This is a genomic window from Nostoc flagelliforme FACHB-838 (assembly GCF_014698065.1).
In the GTDB taxonomy this organism is placed as follows: domain Bacteria; phylum Cyanobacteriota; class Cyanobacteriia; order Cyanobacteriales; family Nostocaceae; genus Nostoc; species Nostoc flagelliforme_B.
In genome coordinates this window covers 1-18,708 of sequence record NZ_JACJSI010000124.1, presented here as the reverse complement: position 1 = coordinate 18,708, position 18,708 = coordinate 1, and the positions used below count along the sequence as shown (strand labels likewise).

The window sequence follows — 18,708 nt, the reverse complement described above, 5'->3', positions numbered from 1 at the left end:
AATTCTACCTACGAAGACATTGCCAGCAAGTTTTTTGAGCATTTTTTATACATTGCTGATGCCATGAACGGCGTTGGTGAAGCTGAAATCGCGCTATGGGATGAAACTGATGGTTTTTACTACGATGCTCTACATTTACCTGATAGTCATCAATTCCCAATGAAAGTGCGATCGCTGGTGGGGCTAATTCCATTATGTGCCGTGAGCATTTTGGAACCAGAGACCTTAGAACAGTTGCCAGGTTTTAGAGAGCGGACCCAATGGTTTCTGAAAAATCGCCCTGACCTGACCCAAAATATTGCTTGTATGCAGAAACAAGGAATTGGTGAGCGCCGACTGCTAGCGATCGCTTATCCAGATAAACTCCGTCGCATCTTAGAAAAAATGTTAGATGCAACAGAATTTTTCAGCCCTTATGGTATTCGCTCTGTTTCTAAAGTTCATGCGTCTCATCCTTATGCTTTGACCGTAGATGGTCGGGAGTATCGGGTAGATTACGAACCTGCTGAGTCTAGCACAGGAATGTTTGGCGGTAACTCCAACTGGCGCGGGCCAATTTGGTTTCCGATTAATTATCTACTGCTAGAATCACTACAAAAATTCTATCGCTACTTCGGCGACGATTTCAAAGTTGAGTGTCCCACCGGTTCAGGCCAAATGATGACGCTCAAGGAAGTATCAATTGAATTAGCTCAAAGGCTGATCCAAATTTTTCTTGCAGATGCTTCTGGTAAACGACCTTTTTATGGTGGAACAGATAAATTCCAAACTGACGCAAATTGGCGCGACCTGATTCTGTTCAATGAATACTTTCATGGAGATAATGGCGCTGGTATTGGTGCTAGCCATCAAACTGGTTGGACGGGTTTAATCGCCAAATTAATCCAGCAGTGTGCAGAACAGGTGTTGTCAGATTAATTTCGACCTTCTGCGATTCAAGTAATGCTCTGGATATGAACATCTGTCGCATTGCCAGTATTTGGAAACTCATCGGCATCGAATTGTCAATTATGATTATTATCAAACCGAAGGTATTTGTTCTATTGGTTCTGGTGCCGTCGAGTCTACTATCAAACAGATAGATCGGCGATTAAAAATCTCTGGCGCACAATGGTATGAATTGAATGTCTCTCAAGTCCTCAAGCATCGCTGTGCTTATCTTAACGCCCAGCTTTAGAGCCTGTTTAGTTCCTTCGTTCTAACAAAGCTGACATACTCCCGATAGAGTTTCTGGGCAATCTCGTTATTGCTATAGCCTTGAACAATTAACTCCAAGACTTGCAGTTCTCTATTTGTCAATGGATCTGCTTGCAGAATGCTTGCTCTGGATCAATTGTAGAGATCGTCACCGTTTGAGTAGCATTCGGTTTTACCACAGCCGCCGCTCCTTGACGAGTATGCTTGAGAACAATACGAGCGATCGATCGCTGGATGCGAATCCGATTTAGCCACGCCAACTCACACAAGCCCAAGCCAATGCTTTGGAATGGGCAATGGGCAACCAGTAATGAAGGTAAGTTTGCTCACAACCTAATGCAATGGAACCAAGATTTGCTGAGTCGTGACCAAAACGGTCAACTTACTTGTGCTAAGGATGTCAAGCGTTTGGGGGTAATACTGAAAATTGGAGCAAGTAGCAGAAAAGCCTCATCCGGGTTCTGCACGTTATGGACATCACCTAGTAATCAACGCCAGTTTGTATCTAAACCGCGTCTACCTTGAAAACCATAGTTTTTTAGAATTAGAGTAAAGCTCAGAACTCAAGCCACAACCGAATAATACACTCTCCTTCAAAACTCCAGGTTTCAAAATGAACAAGGTTTAGTTCTTTGGATGAGAAAGGTCTCGCCATATAGTCATTAGCACCTAATTTTAGACCAGTGATTCGGTCTGCTACGAATTAATTTGCTAAACGTGCTTTTAAATAGGTTTTATTTTAAACAAAATTTTCTACAAGAATATCTAAAATTATATCCACTATTTTTAAAAAACACATCTAAAAAAATGCTAGTTTTTTCAAAAAAAAGTAGATTGTTTTCAGAGATTTTACTACTTACACTTTTAAATAGAACAGGTACTAATGATAAACAGAAAATAACTCTCCTAAAAAACTCATTAAACCTGGAATTTGTTGAACACAAGGAGAAATAAAAATGGAAAATATTGAAGAAAAGAACTTACCACTTTCCGAGCAGCAAGCTGAAGCTCAAGCTTCAGATGAGTTAAGTGCTGAAGAACTAGAAGCAGTTGCCGGAGGAGGAAATCCTGTTGGAGAAGTCATTGAGGATTTCGGGCAAGGATTTTCAGACGCGCTTACTGACACAAATAGTGGGGAGTCAAACTTGAGCTACCGTGCCGGTAATGTTATCGGAAAAACCGTAGACATTATGACGTAGACATTGTGACCGATATGGGATAGCACTAAGATAAGCGTAAACCCCTGATATTACTGGCTTTTGGGTATAGGGTGTGGGGTGTAGGGAAGGAAGAAGATGTTGTTCTATTTGATGCACTAAAATTCAATTTTCTTAAACACACGAAGCTGCAACCCTACCCACAACACCCTGCCTTGACTAGGTTTATCTTGTCTTAGTGCCATTCGACCGATATGTTTAAAAAAGGGTAAGTGATAAGTGATAGCGCTGCTTAAAAGGTCTACCTCTTGACTGACAAAAGTCGTGGGCTTCACTTGCCCTGGCGGCACTTGATAAACAACCCTCTTGTTGCCGTCAGTTTTTTAATGCAAGCCATTTCACTTCAACACTAACCATAGCATTTGGTGGCAGGTCTAAATCCTCCACCAAATTTTTTCAATCTCCAGTTCAAGCAGAAGTGATTGTCGAGGAATCCTAAATGGTCGAACAAAAGCAAAATTTATTCCGAAAAGAGTCATTAGAGCGTTTATCTTCACCTGAAAGACTAGACCAATTAATGCAGGTGGTCAGTCCTAAAAGCTGGCTGCCTTTAACAGCTTTGGGTTCCTTGGTAGCGATCGCCGTGGTCTGGAGTATCTATGGACGGATTCCCATCACTGTAGAAGGTCAAGGGGTACTAATTTATCCACGCAACGTTTTGCCGTTGCAATCCAAAGGTGCAGGGCAGTTACTTGCTCTAAATGTCAATGTTGGAGATGTGGTCAAGAAGGGAGATGTACTAGCAACAGTTGACCAAGTTGACCTGCGTAAGCAATTACAACTAGCGCGAACTAAACTAGTCCAACTGGAGGATCAGGATCGCAACGCTAGTTTGTTACAAGGGCAGCGTCAGCAGCTTGATGCAAAAGCAATCCAAGAGCAACGCTTAACTCTTGAGCAAAGACTCAAGATTGTGCAGGATTTGACACCCGTGTTGAGGGAGAAAGGGCTAGTGTCAATCGGGCGCGATCGCCTAAATCTACAACGACGCTTACAAACACTCCAAGGGCTGCTTCCTACTCATAAAAAGAGATTAGAAAATCGCCAGAAGCTTTTAAAAGAAGGCGCAATTCCTGATGATGTAGTCTTGGAAGCGCGGCAACAATACGACAATGCGCGTGCAAGCATCGATGAAGCACAATCTCAGTTGAAGCAACTAGACCTTAAGGAAGCAGATGCACAACAGCAATATCTCTCAAATCTGAACGAAATCAAAAACATCCAAGCTCAGTTGCAAGAACAGAACAGTAAAGTAGCGACTTTAGCTCAAGAAGACCTGCAAACTGTAACTACCCGCAAAAATGAGATTCAAGAAGTAAAGCGAGAGATTGCCAAACTAGAACAGCAATTAGGCAATAACAGCCAGATTATCTCTCAACACTCAGGGCGTATTATTGAAATCACTGTGACAACAGGGCAGGTGGTTGATGCCGGAACCCGTTTAGGGAGCATAGATGCAGAAAATCCATCTAGCAAAATGGTTGGCATCACCTATTTTCCGGTTGGAGAAGGAAAAAAAATTCAACCAGGTATGACGTTACAAATTACACCCCAAACCGTGAAGCGGGAACGCTTTGGCGGTATTGTCGGTAAGATTACCACTGTCTCACCATTTCCCATTACCAGAGAAGCAGCCGCTAGTGTAGTGGGTAATCCTGAAGTGGTTGCAGGTTTGGTGGGGGAAAAGCAAGAGGCACTTATTCAAGTATTTGCTGACTTGCAGCCAGATTCTACTACCTTTAGCGGCTACAAGTGGTCTTCTTCTGATGGGCCGCAGCTGAAAATCTCTTCCGGAACGACTACATCTGTGCGAGTCAAAGTGGAAGAGCGATCGCCGATTACGTTTGTTTTACCTATTCTGAGGTCTGTCAGTGGTATCTACTAATCCATCATTAGTGGCACCGATTAATCCTTTGCAGTACCTGCAAAACCTGCTGAAAAATCCAGGTAAGCGGGTAAAGACACCCACGCTTTTGCAAATGGAGGCAGTGGAATGTGGTGCCGCAGCTTTGGGAATTATTTTGGGTTACTATGGTCGGATTGTACCTTTATCAGAACTCCGTGGAGAGTGTGGAGTATCCCGCGATGGCAGCAAAGCTTCTAACGTCCTCAAAGCTGCCAGAAACTATGGACTCCTTGCAAAAGGCTTTAAGAAGGAACTGGATCAACTTCCAGACCTTAGCCCTCCCTATATTGTGTTTTGGAACTTCAACCACTTCTTAGTAGTAGAGGGATTTAGTTCTAGTTGCGTTTATCTTAATGACCCAGGCACTGGGCCGCGAAAGGTGTCCCGACAGGAATTTGACGAGGGGTATACCGGAGTCGTGCTGGTTATGGAACCAGGGGCGGAGTTTGAAAAAGGGGGTCGTAAACCTAGCCTGATTTTATCGCTATGGTCACGGCTAAAGGGTGCTACTGGTGTCTTAATTTACTGTCTGCTGACAGGATTTTTGTTAACACTCGTCGGGCTGGCAGTACCAGTATTTAGTCAAGTGTTTGTAGATGAAATCCTGGTGCAAGGGCGGCAGCACTGGTTGCGTCCGTTGTTATTGGCGATGGCGATCGCAGCAGTCCTCCAGGGAATATTAACACTACTGCGGTTACGTTATCTACGTCGCTTGAAAGTCAAGCTGTCTGTGGGAATGTCCAGCCGTTTTCTGTGGCACATCCTGCGCTTACCTGTTAGCTTCTACGCCCAACGGTTTGCAGGTGAAATTAGTAACCGTACCAGTCTTAACGACCAAGTTGCTGATGTGCTTTCGGGGCGATTGGCGACCACAGTCATTGATGCGGTGATGGTAATTTTTTACGCTTTAGTCATGCTCCAGTATGACTGGGTACTGACTTTGGTCGTAGCTAGTTTTGCTACTGTGAATGTCTTAACCTTGCAATGGATCTCCCGTCAGCGCGTCGATGCTAATCAGCGATTAATCCAAGAGTATGGTAAAGCGGCTGGCGCATCCATAGCGGCTCTCCAAAGTATAGAAACTCTCAAAGCATCAGGGTTAGAATCAGATTTCTTTTCGCGGTGGTCAGGATACTACACCAAGGCGATCAATTCTCAGCAAGAACTAGGGGTGACAAACCAAACTTTCTCAATATTACCTACACTTTTGTCTTCGCTCTCATCAATGGCTTTATTAGTTGTAGGTGGTTTACGAGTGATGGATGGACACCTCAGCATCGGAATGCTTATAGCATTTCAAGGACTGATGCAGAGCTTTTTGCTACCTGTTAATAATCTTGTGAACTTCGGTAGTACTCTCCAGGAAATGGAGGGCAATTTGATTCGCCTAGATGATGTGTTGGATAACCCGATTGATGGAGCAGGGGAGCAGGGGAGTAGGGGAGCAGGGGAGGCAGGGGAGGCAGGGGAGGCAGGGGAAGCAGGGGAAGAAAAAATCTCTTTATCTTCCTCATCTCCTCTGCCTAGATTACAGGGGTACGTCGAACTAGAGAATGTCACATTTGGCTATAGCCGTTTAGATCCGCCTTTGATTGAAAACTTTAGCCTTTCGGTTAAGCCTGGACAAAGGGTAGCTCTTGTAGGCGGGAGCGGGTCTGGCAAGTCTACTATTGCCAAACTAGTAAGCGGACTCTACGAACCTTGGGAGGGAGAAATTTGCTTTGATGGTCAACTTAGAAAGCAGATTCCCCAATCGATATTAACTAACTCTGTCGCTTTGGTGGAGCAGGATATTTTAATGTTTGGCGGAACTGTCAGGGAAAATTTGACTTTATGGGATACTACAGTACCAGATAAAAATCTAGTGCGGGCTAGTAAGGATGCTGCTATTGATGATGTGATTTTCTCCATGTCTGGCGGATTTGATGCAGAGCTAATTGAAGGAGCGGCTAATTTAAGTGGAGGTCAACGACAGCGATTAGAAATAGCCCGCGCTTTAGTTAACAATCCTTCAATCCTGATTATGGATGAAGCTACTAGCGCCTTAGATTCCGAGACGGAAAAAATTATTGACCAGAATCTGCGGCGACGTGGATGTACCTGCCTAATTGTTGCACACCGATTAAGCACGATCCGCGATTGTGATGAAATCATCGTCCTTGAACGGGGAAAGGTGGTACAACGAGGTACTCACGAGGAATTGTGGCAAGTAGAGGGGGTGTACTCACGGTTAATCAGCAGTGAAGAAGGAGCTTAATTATGGTCATTAACCAAGTTAGGATCAAAGATTTGCAGGGGCAACTGTACAGCCTTAAAGGAAATGAACCAATACTGCTAGACGACCCGCAGACAATTTGGGTTGTGCAGTCCGGCTCTGTAGCGTTGTTTGCTGTCACAATTAAAAATGGCATCACGGAAGGAACTCGCCGTTATTTGTTCACTAGCAATCCCGAAGAGGCTCTTTTCGGAACTGCTTTTGACTGTATTCATCAGCATCATCAACTTTTAGTAGTGCCGATGGGAGAAACAGAATTGCTGAAGGTAGATCGAGAATACTTTGAGGAATTAGTTGCTGATGGGGATACCAGAATAGTTTCTTTGGTGGAGGGTTGGGTCGAGCAAATCAACACTACACTTTCCCATATCGCTACCCCAGCAATTCAAGTCCGGGCAGTGGGAGAAGCGCGATTTTCTCTAATTGATGGTCAAACTCTCCAGCCGGAACCAGATGCGATCGCCTGGGTACAAATTCAGCAAGGAAATGTCCGATGGATGGGGCTTGAGGAACTAACTCTAGATCCGACATCGGGAATTTTCCCCCTCAGCGATGGTATATGGTTACAAGCTTACGGGGAGGTTCAGCTTGCCACTCAAACCACAAGCACCATCCGCAACGCAGATATCTTGCTTGAGGGACTTTCCCAGTTTCATACTCAACTGCTGGAATATATCAACTTCCTAGAACAGCAGGAAACCCAAGAAGAACTACAACGGCTTACTGATCGGGAACGTCTCAATCGCCAGGTGACAGCAGAAGCTCTAGGCGAACTAGCATCTTCTTTAGGAACTCAAGAAGCAACCTTTTTCCTGGAAGGTGCGCCATTGTTAGTTGTTGCTGGTGCTGTGGGTAGGTGTTTAGGTGTGAAAATTCGCCCCCCAGCTAAGTCAGAGAACCTCAAGCGGGTGAAGGAGCCATTGGAAGCAATTGTTAGAGCTTCGCGGTTAAGGATGCGACAGATTTTGTTGCGGGATAACTGGTGGCAAAAGGACTGTGGCCCTTTGGTTGCCTACACCCAAGAGGATAACCGACCAGTGGCACTTCTGCCCGTTTCTGTCACTCGCTACGAAATCTTTGATCCAAGCGATGGTACTCGTCTTCCCGTAGATGCTGAAATTGCTTCTACACTAGCACCCGTTGCTTATATGTTTTATCGGTCTTTGCCCGATAAAGTTCTCAACGCTAGCGATTTATTTCGGTTCGCGCTTAAGAATCGTGGCAGAGATATACTAATCGTTTTTTTAACTGGTATTGCCGCGACACTGCTGGGTATGCTCACACCGCACGCCACAGCCATTTTAATTGACAACGCCATTCCAGATAGCGATCGCGGATTATTACTACAAGTTGGTTTGGGGTTGCTGGTTGCAGCTTTTGGGACGGCAGTATTTCGCCTGTCTCAAGGATTTGCCCTCTTGCGCGTGGAAACAATTTCCGATGCCTCCACCCAAGCTGCTGTGTGGGATCGGCTGCTAAACTTGCCAGTATCGTTTTTTCGCCAGTACAGCACAGGGGATCTTCAGTCCCGTGTAACATCAATTAGTACAATCCGTCGCCTACTAAGTGGCACAACCCTGATTACTCTAATCACCGGTCTGTTCTCATTATTAAACTTGTTGCTCTTGTTTTACTACAGCTGGAAATTAGCTTTAGTCGCTGTAGCTGTAGCAGTAGTTGTTGTAGCTGTGACGACTCTCTCTGGTATGCTCCTCGTCCGCAAAGTTCGCCCACTGCTAGAAATCAAGGGAAATATCTTTGGGCAGACAGTACAACTAATCAACGGCATTTCCAAACTGCGTGTGGCTGGGGCCCAGGAACGCGGTTTCGCTTCTTGGAGTAAAAACTATAGCCGACAAATAAAACTGGAACTCAGCACCCAGAACGTTGAAGACGGTGTGGCACTTTTCAATACAGTCATGCCTACGGTAACTTCTGGCATCCTGTTCTGGTTTACCATCCAACAGCTTCAGGAGGCTCAGACGACAGGTGCGATCGGGCTAACAATTGGGACTTTCTTAGCTTTTAACAGTGCGTTTGGTACTTTTATTAAAGGTGCTACAGACGTAAGCAATACAGTTACTGGCGCTTTGCAAGTTGTCCCTCAGTGGAAACGCGCTCAACCAATTTTAGAAACTATACCAGAAGTTGATCTTAATAAAGCCGATCCTGGTAAGCTCATGGGCAAAATCGCTGTAGATCATGTCACATTCCGCTACCGACAAGATGGCCCTCTGATCTTAGATGATGTCAGTCTGTATGCCGAGCCTGGAGAGTTTATTGCACTTGTAGGCGCTTCTGGGAGCGGTAAATCTACTATATTTAGATTGCTATTGGGGTTTGAGACTCCTGAAGATGGCACTGTCTATTATGATGGTCAAGATTTATCTGGGTTGGATGTTGAGGCAGTGCGCCGACAGTTAGGTGTCGTTCTGCAAAATGGCCGGATTATGTCAGCTTCTATTTTCGATAATATTGCTAGCGGCGCTCAGATTACACTCGATGAAGCTTGGGAGGCAGCGCGGATGTCTGGGTTTGCTGACGATGTTGCAGCCATGCCAATGCAAATGCACACCGTAATTAGTGAAGGAGGTGGCAATCTCTCTGGAGGACAACGACAACGGTTATTGATTGCTCGCGCTCTAGCATTAAAACCCCGCATTTTATTATTCGATGAAGCTACCAGTGCGCTTGATAACAAAACCCAGGCGATTGTCAGTGAAAGCTTGGATAAGTTACAAGTTACTAGGATAGTTATTGCTCACCGACTTAGCACCATCCGCAACGCTCACCGTATTTATGTACTGCAAGCAGGCCGGGTTGTACAACAGGGAAATTTTCAAGAACTAACTGCTGTTGATGGGCTATTTGCCCAGTTAATGGCTCGGCAAATGGCGTAGTTACTTGAGATTAGCGCCTGAAGGGGTGACTTATAAAATATCTTCTTTTCTCTCTCCGTCCTAGGGTTTATAAATTATTTTTTTAAATCCAGATTTCGCAGGTGCGTAGCGTAGCCCACCGCAGGCATCGCAAATGCTGGATTTTTGAAAATTGGCCTAAATGCTACATTTTAGAAGCATGACAGCATCAACATTCGATCTGCGCACCAATTAGCTTACTCAAAGCTTTTAACTCCTCACCTCTTTCTTGACAAGAGGCAGCAGCCTATTTAGAATACATTCCCAGTCTTTAGACTGGGAACGAGGCAACACAAGCCTTTCGGCTTTTCTCAGTGCCATTTTAGTCAGAATCAATCAGTCGGGGATTCAGTCCAGCTACTGTTTGCGAATGTACAAGTTAGCTAAATAGTTTTGTGAGGAAAACCGATTATTTCACAGGTCATTTTTAGGAACTTCCTCACGAAATTCTATGAGCAATTGCATAGTTTCCACTACCAAATCACGTAAATCCCGATTGAGCACTACAGTGCTTTGAGGGCCAAACCAGCGGTCAAAAATAGTGACATATCGCGGATTCCCATTGACGAATCCTTGCATGAACTTGACCAGAGAATAGTTGACTGTATCCAAGAATTTCGAGTTATTTTCTGGCACCATGCAAGCGATACCTTCTCGTGAATAGGGGCGATCGGGTACGATCGCAAAATCATCTGGATTTTTTTGCTGTTGCAACCATCCTTCTAAAAGAATGCTATCGGATGAGAAAGCATCAATAGTACCTTGTTGCAAAGCTGTGTATCCCTCTGCCCTAGTCTTAAAATACACCAGTTTAGCTTGCGGTTGTACATGAGCGATCGCCTGCTCATTTGTGGTTCCCGCCAGCACACCAATTTCCTTACCAATAAGGGATTCAGGAGAACCTAAATTACTTCCTTTCTTAACTAATAATTGGGTTCCAGTCACACCATAACTTACAGAGAAATCTACTTTTTTATCTCGCTTCCATGTAAAACTACTAGCATCACATACAATATCAACTTGTTGATTAACTATTTTATTAATCCGCTCAGAGGGGCTAAGGCCAACTAATTGTAGTTTAATTTTTTTTCCTAGGTCTTTTTCTAACTGCTTTTTAATCAGAGTCAGCATATCTACAGAATAGCCATTTAACTTTCCTTGACTATCCACATAGGCAAAAGGTAGCGCATCTCTACTAGTCCCGGCTGTTAATACCCCTGTTCTAGCTACTTTTTTCATTACAGTTTCAGCAGATACCATATTAGGTATGAGTGTTGCAAACATGAGGCTTAAAATCGGAATAGCAATTTTTTTATACATAAGCTTTAAGAGTAGGTCATTTTTTCAAAAATCAAATCTGTCAAACTCAGGAATTTACACTATCGAGTAGATAGTAAAATTATATAGTAACTATTCTTTACATTAGGCATCTTTCATCAATTTTTTGCTGTTTTAGTTGATTTGGAAGATGCTGTTGCAGACGAATTATCCTTACCATTTGCCTATTTAATTAGTCACTATACACCTGCGGTAAATGACGCTTTTTGACCTCGACGCGCTACTGTTGAGTCTCTAACAAATAAATTAATGCCTCTACTAAAGTCTGATTCTGTTCATCAGTGCCAATGGTAATTCTTAATTTGTCATCTAGTCCAGGCTGCTTAAAGTAACGGATTAAAATTCCCCGTTCCTTCAATTTTTGATAGAGATATTCTGCATTTCCTTCTTTTGGCCGTGCCAGCAAAAAGTTAGTTTGAGAATTCCAAATATGAAAACCTAATTGTTTTAATTCTGTTGCTAACTTAGCCCGTGATGCCTTAATCTTTGCTACACAAGCATTTTTATAAGCTTGGTCGGTGATGGCAGCTGTGCCAATTGCACAAGCGATCGCATCAATGTTATAGCTATCTTTAACCTTAAACAATCCCTGCAAAAGTTTGGGATTCGCCACACCAAAGCCCAATCGTAATCCTGCCAACGAATACCCCTTAGAAAGTGTCCGAATAACGATCACATTTTCGTATTCTTTTACCAAAGCCAATGCATTTTCTTCGGTAAAATCTATATATGCTTCATCAATCACCAATACTCCAGATAACTGGCTAGCTAATTTTCGCAAGTCATCTGTTGTCACTACGTGCCCTGATGGACTATTGGGCGACGCAATGAATGTCACCGCCCCATTAGCAATAACTAGTTCTTCCAAGGGTAAGCTGTAGTCCTGATTGTAGGCTATCTCAGTAATCTTCGCAGCTTGCATTTCTGTCAACGTGCGATACAGCACGTAAGTTGGAATCGGGTAAACTACTTTTTTCCCAGGTTCTACACAGGCTCGAATGATCACGCTCAACAATTCGTCACTACCATTTCCCACAATTATCCAATCACTAGGAACTCTTAAAACTTTACTTGCAGCTTGCCGGAACTCCCCACCGAAAGGTTCTGGATACCGCCGCAACCACTCACCATCGATATTTCGCAGCACAGCTAATGCTTTAGGGGAAGGAGGATAGGGGTTTTCATTGCTGTTAAGTTTAATTATCTGTGTACCGCGTTGGGGCTGTTCACCGGGAACATAGCTAGCCATTGCATCAACATTGGAGCGAAAGTATTTGGTCATAGGGCATTGGGTGGGATGTCTAAAACGGGCTACGCCTACGCAGATGGCGTATCTTAAGCAAATTCTAAGGGGTTTCCGGGACTGGGAAAGAGTCTTTTTTCCAATTTGTTTGGGGTTTTAATCCCCATCAAAATTGTCCCAGTCCCCAGTTCAACCCATAATTTATGACAATATCATGCTGTACTAGAGTTTAGACTAAACTCTAGTACAGCATGAAAATAAATCATCAAACACAATATATTTGACGGTTATGTAAGCACTAAAAATTTGAGTAGTAATTACTGTATATCCTACCTTTGTCTTAATTTTCTATGAAACTAGTTCATATCCGACGCGCGTTAGCGTTCGCGGAGCGTCTCGTAGAGAAGCTCGCCGCAGGCATCGCTATATTCCAAGTATTAAAAGAAATAACTGAAATCTGCTGTCAATGGCGTAGACAAAAGCTGCCACTGTATTTGTTCTTGGCGATGTGTTTCAACCTAGTGGTTGCACCTATGGTCTATGCAGCTACTGGTGAACAACTTTCCCGCAGTCAATCTTGGGGATTGGGGCTGTTAGGACTGGTGACACTAGGGCTTTCTATCTATTTATTTTTTGTAATGTTTGTACCGGAGAAATTTTAATGAGTTTTGCATACGAAGCAAAAAATTGTGTATTTTTGAACGTGGGTTCCCTTCCGCCTTCTGAATGGCGATCGCATCGAAATGGAGAAAGGGGAAAGAAAAAACCTTTACCCTTTACCCCAAACCCGATTCCGAGTTAAAAATGCACAAAGCGAGAAGTATTGTCACTCACCCCGCCAGCCGATACATAATCACCTTTCCTTTCCAATTTTCTTCCACAAATACCAAGTACTCACCATTTGAACGCCGAAAAGCGCGGATACCATAAGGTATATCAATCCAGCCACTTTCGCCTCCAACTTCTGGGCCTGGTTTTAACTTGTGTACTTGCGCTCCTGTCGCGGCATTGTAGACATATACCTCTGCGGTTTTAAATGTCACGGCAAATACATTGTCTCCCGCCACACTTATTGCAGCCGTAGCTACTTCGCGTTTGCCAGTGGTGTCGTAAGGAATTACAATCCGCCAGCGAGGAGTACGATTTCCTTGACTCCAATTGTCAAAACGAGCAATCTCAGATCCAGCAACTTTTGTATCGTCGCCGAAGGCGGGGTGATCTACTGTGAAGCCTGACAAATACATAGTATCTGTTTGGGGGAAATATTCGAGCCGCCGTAAGTCGTTAAATATGCTGGGAGTAGTTTGCTTTTCCATCGAACTATAGCTGTAGATGGGGTTGCCTTTAGAATCTATTCCCTGTAAAGGATAGTGCCGGATACCAGTGCCATCTTGTGTTCGCAAAGCTTTCCAAACATCTCCTTTGCTGTCTACCCACCAACCGCCAATATAAGGATAATCTTTGCTGATATCATATTCGTTCTTTTCAAAAGTACCGTTACCGTTACCGTCGCGCCAAATCCATTCCCCTTGTTTTGGTTGATGCGGTGGCCAAGTTCCGGTTATTGATTTTTTATCGCCATTAGTACCAACAAACATTCCGGCTGGGATGGCAATTTTACCATCTGTAGCTGGATTAAAACGATATATTTGCAGAAAGCTGCTATACATATCTGTGAGGAATAAAAACGGTTTCCCTTGGATGCGGCGAAAAAAGGTTCCATCTGGTGATGTATGCAGACGTGGATCTTGAGGATATTTGAAAGCATTTAAGGTGTAAGCTTTGTAAGTCCATTGCTTACCAGCAGGCTTACTGTAGTCCATCAAATAATGTTCTTGTTTGGTGAATAAATCTACACCATCAGTTTTAGGATCTGCATCTGCATTATCGACGAATATCAATCCCAGCGATCGCCATATTAGTTTTCCCGATGGCGAAAATTTCCGCAAATCTGTTCCTGATTTGTTGAAACCATTACTATTTATATAGATATTGCCTGAAGCATCTGTACCGACTCCGGTAAGTCCATAAAGTTTCAAATCTCGAACTTCACCAGGAACTCCTGCATAGATTCCACCTTTAGAGCCAAAACTCCCCACCTGTACTGGCTGGCTTTTAATATCGTAAATCAACATTTGCTGACGTGGGCCATTTTCTGCCACTAACAGCTTACCTTGATGATTAATAGCGATCGCAGTTGGTTCAACAACATCTGCAATCTGTTGGGGCAATTGCTTGCCATTTTGGGAATAATGTAAAATTTTCGCAGGCTTACCACCATTTTTGCTTTGAATAATCCACAGAGTTTTTTGTGGATCAATAGTTATTGTTCCCGGATTAGGAACGGTAAAGCTGCGGAGTTCTTTCATCGTATCAGTATCATAGACACGAATGCGGTTAGCAGCAAAATCACTCACATACAACTCATTTTCTACAGTTGCTAATCCAGTGACTTCACTTTTAGTACTGGTAATCAACATACTTTTATCCCTGCCACGCCCATTTGGAAATGGCGCAGGTTTCCCTAACAAGTCATAGCGTCTAACGCAATACCAAGTTGTTCCTTCTGGTGGGTAATCTTCTTTTTTATTACCGCCCGCTCCCTGAGTCATGGCAATATAAGCATATTTACTATTGGCTGTTACAGCTTTGCCACCACCACGACTCCAGCCGTGAGTATCCTCAAGGGAACCAATAACCTTACCATCTTTATATATTCCTGCCTCTTTTCCCGCCTCATCCCAATAGCTGTTGGTATAAACTGTGCCATCAGGTGCAACATACATTGCCTCAATATTGTTTTGTACTCGCAGATTTCCACTGCCAACAGTATTACCTATCCATGATGTTTTGTAAGTAAGTGCGGCTATTTCAGTACTTTTTTGTACCAGCAAATTTCCACTGTCAATCCTATTACTTGTCCACAATCCTTTGTCTGTAAGCGTGGGTGTTTCAGCATTGTTTTGTACCAGCAGATTTCCACTGTCAATCCTATTACCTGTCCACAATACTTTGTCTGTAAGTGTGGGTGCTTCTGTTGTCGCCCAGTCTGTTGTAATTCCAAAAGCAGTAACAATAACTGCAACAGTCAGACTAAGTAAAAAGTTAAAAGTTTTACTTTTTTGTAAATATCTAGATTTAGATAGCTTTTTGATGTGCTGATTGAGCTTTTGACGGAGTTCTTCTAACTGCGTCAGTAATCTATTTATCATATATTTTTTCAGCTTTTAATTATTTATATACAATTAAAATTTATGAAATCAGCACAAAATATAACTATTTTCAAAGTAATCTATAAACAGGTTATCTAATGAGATACCAAGAAAAATCATCGGGATGAAAAACTTACTATTTACATAAACTTTATAAAAGCCACATAATTATTTATTTGTTTTAGTCAATATATAAAATAACATTTTTAACTGTATTAATATTTACTTAAATTTAGATATATATTGTAAATATTAATACAGTTTTGATTGTTTATCAGTAATTTTTTCCTTTCCCTACCTACTGTTGAGCTTGTTGAATTGCAGGTATCATAAGTAGGTAGGTCGGTGTGAATATTTATCATCAGGTTCCGGCATAAGGCGGGAGGGAAGAAGGTTTTAGTTCACTTAACCTTTATTAACATAGTTTGTTTTTTTCCAGATGTTCTACTTATATATTTTTACTTATGTTATTTAGTTAAGAAAAATACAAGTTTAAATTCATTATTGACGTTGGCATATAAATAGTTTATAAATTAGTGTCCCATCAAAATTATTATTAGTAATGTTTATTTGAAAATTATAGTAATTAATGGGATATATAATGCTGTAGTATCAATTTATAAATTGCCTTTAGAGGATGTTGAAAAATCCTCTTGTCGGTATCAGAAGTTTTAGATCCCCCTAAATTCCCCTTAAAAAGGGGGACTTTGATCAAAAAAGTAAAGGTTCAAAACCTCGTCCGCAAGTGGCGCGTTCGCGGTAGCGTCTCGTAGAGAAAAATCCTTGTATCTCAAGGTAAAAAACCCCACTCCTTGCGGGTGGCTGAGTTTAATTGCGTTAGCGTAGCGGGGCGTAACCGATTGCGAATTACGAATTGGATTTATAGGAAACATATCGATGAAAAATAATAAAGAAAAAAGTTTTGCATCTGCATCTATTCTCACTTTGGGATTAGGCTGGTTTCCCAAAAGCCCTGGAGGATTAGAAAGGTATATTTATGAGCTAACTCATAAATTAGCAGCAAATAAAGACCAAATTGAATTATGCGGAGTTGGTTTACCAGAGGCTGAACTAAATTCACCGATAAAGCTAACTAACTTGGCTTCTCCTGATAGCGCTATTTGGCAAAGGTTATGGTCGATTCGCACTAATTTTCAGAAAACAAGAACAAGCAAACCAGATGCTATCAATTTGCACTTTGCATTATATAGCTTTCCGATTTTAGATATTTTACCGAAGGGCGTACCAGTTACTTTTAACTTTCATGGCCCTTGGGCTTCTGAGAGTCAGCAAGAGGTAGTTAATAAAAACTTTAGTCTTTTAATCAAACACTGGTTAATAGAAAAAAATACTTATAATTGCTGCGATCGCTTCATTGTTTTGAGCAAAGCTTTTGGTAATATTCTATATGATAAATATCAAGTACCGTGGAGCAAAATTAATATTATCCCTGGCGGAGTTGATATTAACTGGTTTCAACCAAATTTATCACCCCAAGAGGCTTGTGCAAAGCTAGGTTGGCCTAATAACCGCCGGATTATATTTACATCACGCCGCTTAGTACATCGAACAGGGGTTGGCAAATTATTGCAAGCTCTAGCTATAATTAAGCCCAGAATACCAGATGTTTGGCTAGCGATCGCAGGTCGTGGTCACATCCAAGCTGCACTACAACAACAAGCTAAAGAATTAGGTTTAGAGGACAATGTTAAATTTTTAGGTTTTCTACCTGATGAACAATTACCTATAGCTTACCAAGCTGCTGAATTGACTGTCATGCCTAGTCAATCTTTTGAAGGATTTGGATTAGCAATAGTTGAATCTCTAGCCTGTGGAACTCCTGTTTTATGTACTCCAGTTGGGGGAATGCCAGAAATTTTATCAGAATTTTCACCTGATTTAATTACTACTTCAATAGAAGCCTCAGCTATTGCTGAAAAATTAGAGCAGGTGCTTTTAGGAAATATCCCCATACCTTCACGACAAGACTGTCGCCAATACGCAACTACACACTACGATTGGAATCAAATTGCGCAACAAGTACGAAATATTTTATTAGCTTAAACAAGTGATTGTAGTAGATGGTTAGGGGTGCTACGTAGGCAAAATTAGATAAAATAGAGGTTTAATGAGAATTCTTTTTTTAGACCAAAGTGGTAAACCAGGCGGTGCCGAATTATGTTTAATAGATATTGCTAAACCGTATGGCGTTGGCTTTGCCGGCCGTAGGCATCGCGCTTTAGTAGGTTTATTTGCAGATGGATCATTTAAAGATTTACTACAGCAAAATAATATTCCGGTAGAGGTTCTTGCAACTCAAGCAATCCAAGTTCGCAAAGAAAGCAGTTTGCTACAAGGATTAAAGAGTCTCGGACAACTTGCACCTTTGATTACTAAAGTAGTTAAAATATCGCGTGAATACGATTTAATCTACGCTAACACCCAAAAAGCATTAGTTGTAGGAGCATTAGCAAGTCTTTTCAGTCGTCGTCCTCTAGTTTATCATTTACATGATATTCTTTCTCAAGAACATTTTAGCCAAACTAATCTTCGCATCGCTGTTAACTTAGCTAATCGTTTTTCATCATTAGTAATTGCTAATTCTCAAGCTAGTAAAACAGCCTTTGTGCAAGCAGGAGGACGACCAAACATCGTCGAAGTTGTTTATAACGGCTTTGATCCAAAAACTTATCAAACTGATGAATCTGAGATTCATAAATTACAGCAAAACTTAGGAGTAGAAGGAAAATTTGTAGTCGGACACTTTAGCCGTCTTGCACCTTGGAAAGGGCAGCATATTTTAATTGATGCCCTTGCCAAATGTCCGCCAGAGGTTACAGCAATTTTAGTGGGTGATGCACTGTTTGGCGAACAAGATTACGTCCAAAAGTTGCACCAGCAAGTTGCTCAACTGGGGCTAGAAAACCGCGTCAAATTTTTAGGATTTCGTTCTGATATTCCTCAGTTAATGGCAGCTTGTGATTTAGTGGCACATACCTCTACTTCTCCAGAACCCTTTGGTAGAGTGATTGTTGAGGCAATGCTATGTGGAAAACCTGTGGTTGCAGCCAAAGCTGGGGGTGTAATGGAATTAGTAGAACATGGACATAATGGTTTTTTAGTAACACCAGGAAAACCCCAGGAACTTGCACAAGTAATTATCACCTGTCTTCAGGAGACAGAAATAACTGCAACTATAGCCAATAATGCCCGGACTACTGCTAGTGAGCGTTTTGATGTTGCAATTATCAATCAGCAAATTGCCCAACTATTGTCCCACAGAGTATAGTCAATACGGTTCGGTTAAGCCCAAAATCAGGTAAGGTGAGGGTTATTCCCTGAATGCACTGATGTTGAATGCAACTCAAAGAATTCTCACTGATCTCACCTGTAGTCGAATCA

At 42.3% G+C, this 18,708-nt stretch carries 13 protein-coding genes and 1 pseudogene; 10 read left to right on the top strand and 4 right to left on the bottom strand.

All coding sequences use genetic code 11. The features are described from left to right. The coding region (locus H6G97_RS31905; RefSeq protein WP_422394239.1) for an MGH1-like glycoside hydrolase domain-containing protein at positions 1–918 on the top strand (918 nt) is incomplete at its 5' end. A gap of 52 nt (positions 919–970) precedes the next feature. Beyond that, positions 971–1,177, top strand: a pseudogene (locus H6G97_RS31900) (ISKra4 family transposase); the annotation flags it as partial. Here H6G97_RS31900 and H6G97_RS56145 read toward each other — a convergent pair. Next, on the bottom strand, positions 1,174–1,275 hold the full coding sequence (locus H6G97_RS56145) for a hypothetical protein (protein ID WP_422394240.1): 102 nt from the start codon (positions 1,273–1,275) through the stop codon (positions 1,174–1,176). The pseudogene H6G97_RS31900 and the gene H6G97_RS56145 overlap by 4 nt on opposite strands. Before the next feature lie 126 nt (positions 1,276–1,401). Between H6G97_RS56145 and H6G97_RS31890 the strand changes: the two genes are divergently transcribed. The 5 genes from H6G97_RS31890 (at position 1,402) to H6G97_RS31870 (ending at position 9,495) form a co-directional block, all read left to right on the top strand. After that, positions 1,402–1,722: a DUF6753 family protein gene (locus H6G97_RS31890; RefSeq protein WP_190944484.1), complete on the top strand. Its 321-nt coding sequence runs from the start codon at positions 1,402–1,404 to the stop codon at positions 1,720–1,722. A 431-nt stretch (positions 1,723–2,153) separates the two neighbouring features. Then, positions 2,154–2,396 carry a hypothetical protein gene (locus H6G97_RS31885; RefSeq protein ID WP_190944483.1) on the top strand — a complete coding sequence of 81 codons (243 nt, stop codon included), beginning with the start codon at positions 2,154–2,156 and terminating at the stop codon, positions 2,394–2,396. A 457-nt stretch (positions 2,397–2,853) separates the two neighbouring features. Beyond that, positions 2,854–4,299 carry an NHLP bacteriocin system secretion protein gene (locus tag H6G97_RS31880; protein ID WP_190944482.1) on the top strand — a complete coding sequence of 482 codons (1,446 nt, stop codon included), beginning with the start codon at positions 2,854–2,856 and terminating at the stop codon, positions 4,297–4,299. Next, entirely contained in the window at positions 4,286–6,577 is a 2,292-nt protein-coding gene (locus tag H6G97_RS31875; RefSeq protein WP_190944481.1) for an NHLP family bacteriocin export ABC transporter peptidase/permease/ATPase subunit, read from the top strand. Before H6G97_RS31880 ends, H6G97_RS31875 begins: the two co-directional genes overlap by 14 nt. A gap of 2 nt (positions 6,578–6,579) precedes the next feature. Continuing rightward, positions 6,580–9,495: an NHLP bacteriocin export ABC transporter permease/ATPase subunit gene (locus H6G97_RS31870; protein ID WP_190944480.1), complete on the top strand. Its 2,916-nt coding sequence runs from the start codon at positions 6,580–6,582 to the stop codon at positions 9,493–9,495. A 432-nt stretch (positions 9,496–9,927) separates the two neighbouring features. On the opposite strand, the gene H6G97_RS31865 is transcribed toward H6G97_RS31870, so the two are convergent. After that, the gene (locus tag H6G97_RS31865; protein ID WP_190944479.1) at positions 9,928–10,833 is read right to left on the bottom strand and encodes an amino acid ABC transporter substrate-binding protein; all 906 of its coding nucleotides are present in this window, start codon (positions 10,831–10,833) and stop codon (positions 9,928–9,930) included. 238 nt (positions 10,834–11,071) lie between these two features. Then, complete coding sequence (gene hisC / locus H6G97_RS31860; protein ID WP_190944478.1) at positions 11,072–12,133, bottom strand: histidinol-phosphate transaminase; 1,062 nt, start codon at positions 12,131–12,133, stop codon at positions 11,072–11,074. 380 nt (positions 12,134–12,513) lie between these two features. On the opposite strand from hisC, the gene H6G97_RS51460 reads away from it, so the two are divergent. After that, the gene (locus H6G97_RS51460) at positions 12,514–12,756 is read left to right on the top strand and encodes a potassium-transporting ATPase subunit F (protein ID WP_190944485.1); all 243 of its coding nucleotides are present in this window, start codon (positions 12,514–12,516) and stop codon (positions 12,754–12,756) included. A gap of 168 nt (positions 12,757–12,924) precedes the next feature. On the opposite strand, the gene H6G97_RS31850 is transcribed toward H6G97_RS51460, so the two are convergent. Next, positions 12,925–15,306, bottom strand: a complete 2,382-nt coding sequence (locus tag H6G97_RS31850; protein ID WP_190944477.1) for an NHL repeat-containing protein — start codon at positions 15,304–15,306, stop codon at positions 12,925–12,927. Between the two features lie 897 nt (positions 15,307–16,203). Between H6G97_RS31850 and H6G97_RS31845 the strand changes: the two genes are divergently transcribed. Beyond that, entirely contained in the window at positions 16,204–17,370 is a 1,167-nt protein-coding gene (locus H6G97_RS31845) for a glycosyltransferase family 4 protein (RefSeq protein WP_190944476.1), read from the top strand. 64 nt (positions 17,371–17,434) lie between these two features. Continuing rightward, positions 17,435–18,595 carry a glycosyltransferase family 4 protein gene (locus H6G97_RS31840; RefSeq protein WP_190944475.1) on the top strand — a complete coding sequence of 387 codons (1,161 nt, stop codon included), beginning with the start codon at positions 17,435–17,437 and terminating at the stop codon, positions 18,593–18,595. Positions 18,596–18,708 lie beyond the last annotated feature (113 nt).

Coding starts and splice junctions, on each gene's coding strand:
- H6G97_RS31865 (WP_190944479.1), bottom strand. CDS start 10,833: ATGTATAAAAAAATTGCTATTCCGATTTTAAGCCTCATGTTTGCAACA.
- H6G97_RS31885 (WP_190944483.1), top strand. CDS start 2,154: ATGGAAAATATTGAAGAAAAGAACTTACCACTTTCCGAGCAGCAAGCT.
- H6G97_RS31870 (WP_190944480.1), top strand. CDS start 6,580: ATGGTCATTAACCAAGTTAGGATCAAAGATTTGCAGGGGCAACTGTAC.
- H6G97_RS31840 (WP_190944475.1), top strand. CDS start 17,435: ATGAGAATTCTTTTTTTAGACCAAAGTGGTAAACCAGGCGGTGCCGAA.
- H6G97_RS31850 (WP_190944477.1), bottom strand. CDS start 15,306: ATGATAAATAGATTACTGACGCAGTTAGAAGAACTCCGTCAAAAGCTC.
- H6G97_RS31845 (WP_190944476.1), top strand. CDS start 16,204: ATGAAAAATAATAAAGAAAAAAGTTTTGCATCTGCATCTATTCTCACT.
- H6G97_RS31880 (WP_190944482.1), top strand. CDS start 2,854: ATGGTCGAACAAAAGCAAAATTTATTCCGAAAAGAGTCATTAGAGCGT.
- hisC (WP_190944478.1), bottom strand. CDS start 12,133: ATGACCAAATACTTTCGCTCCAATGTTGATGCAATGGCTAGCTATGTT.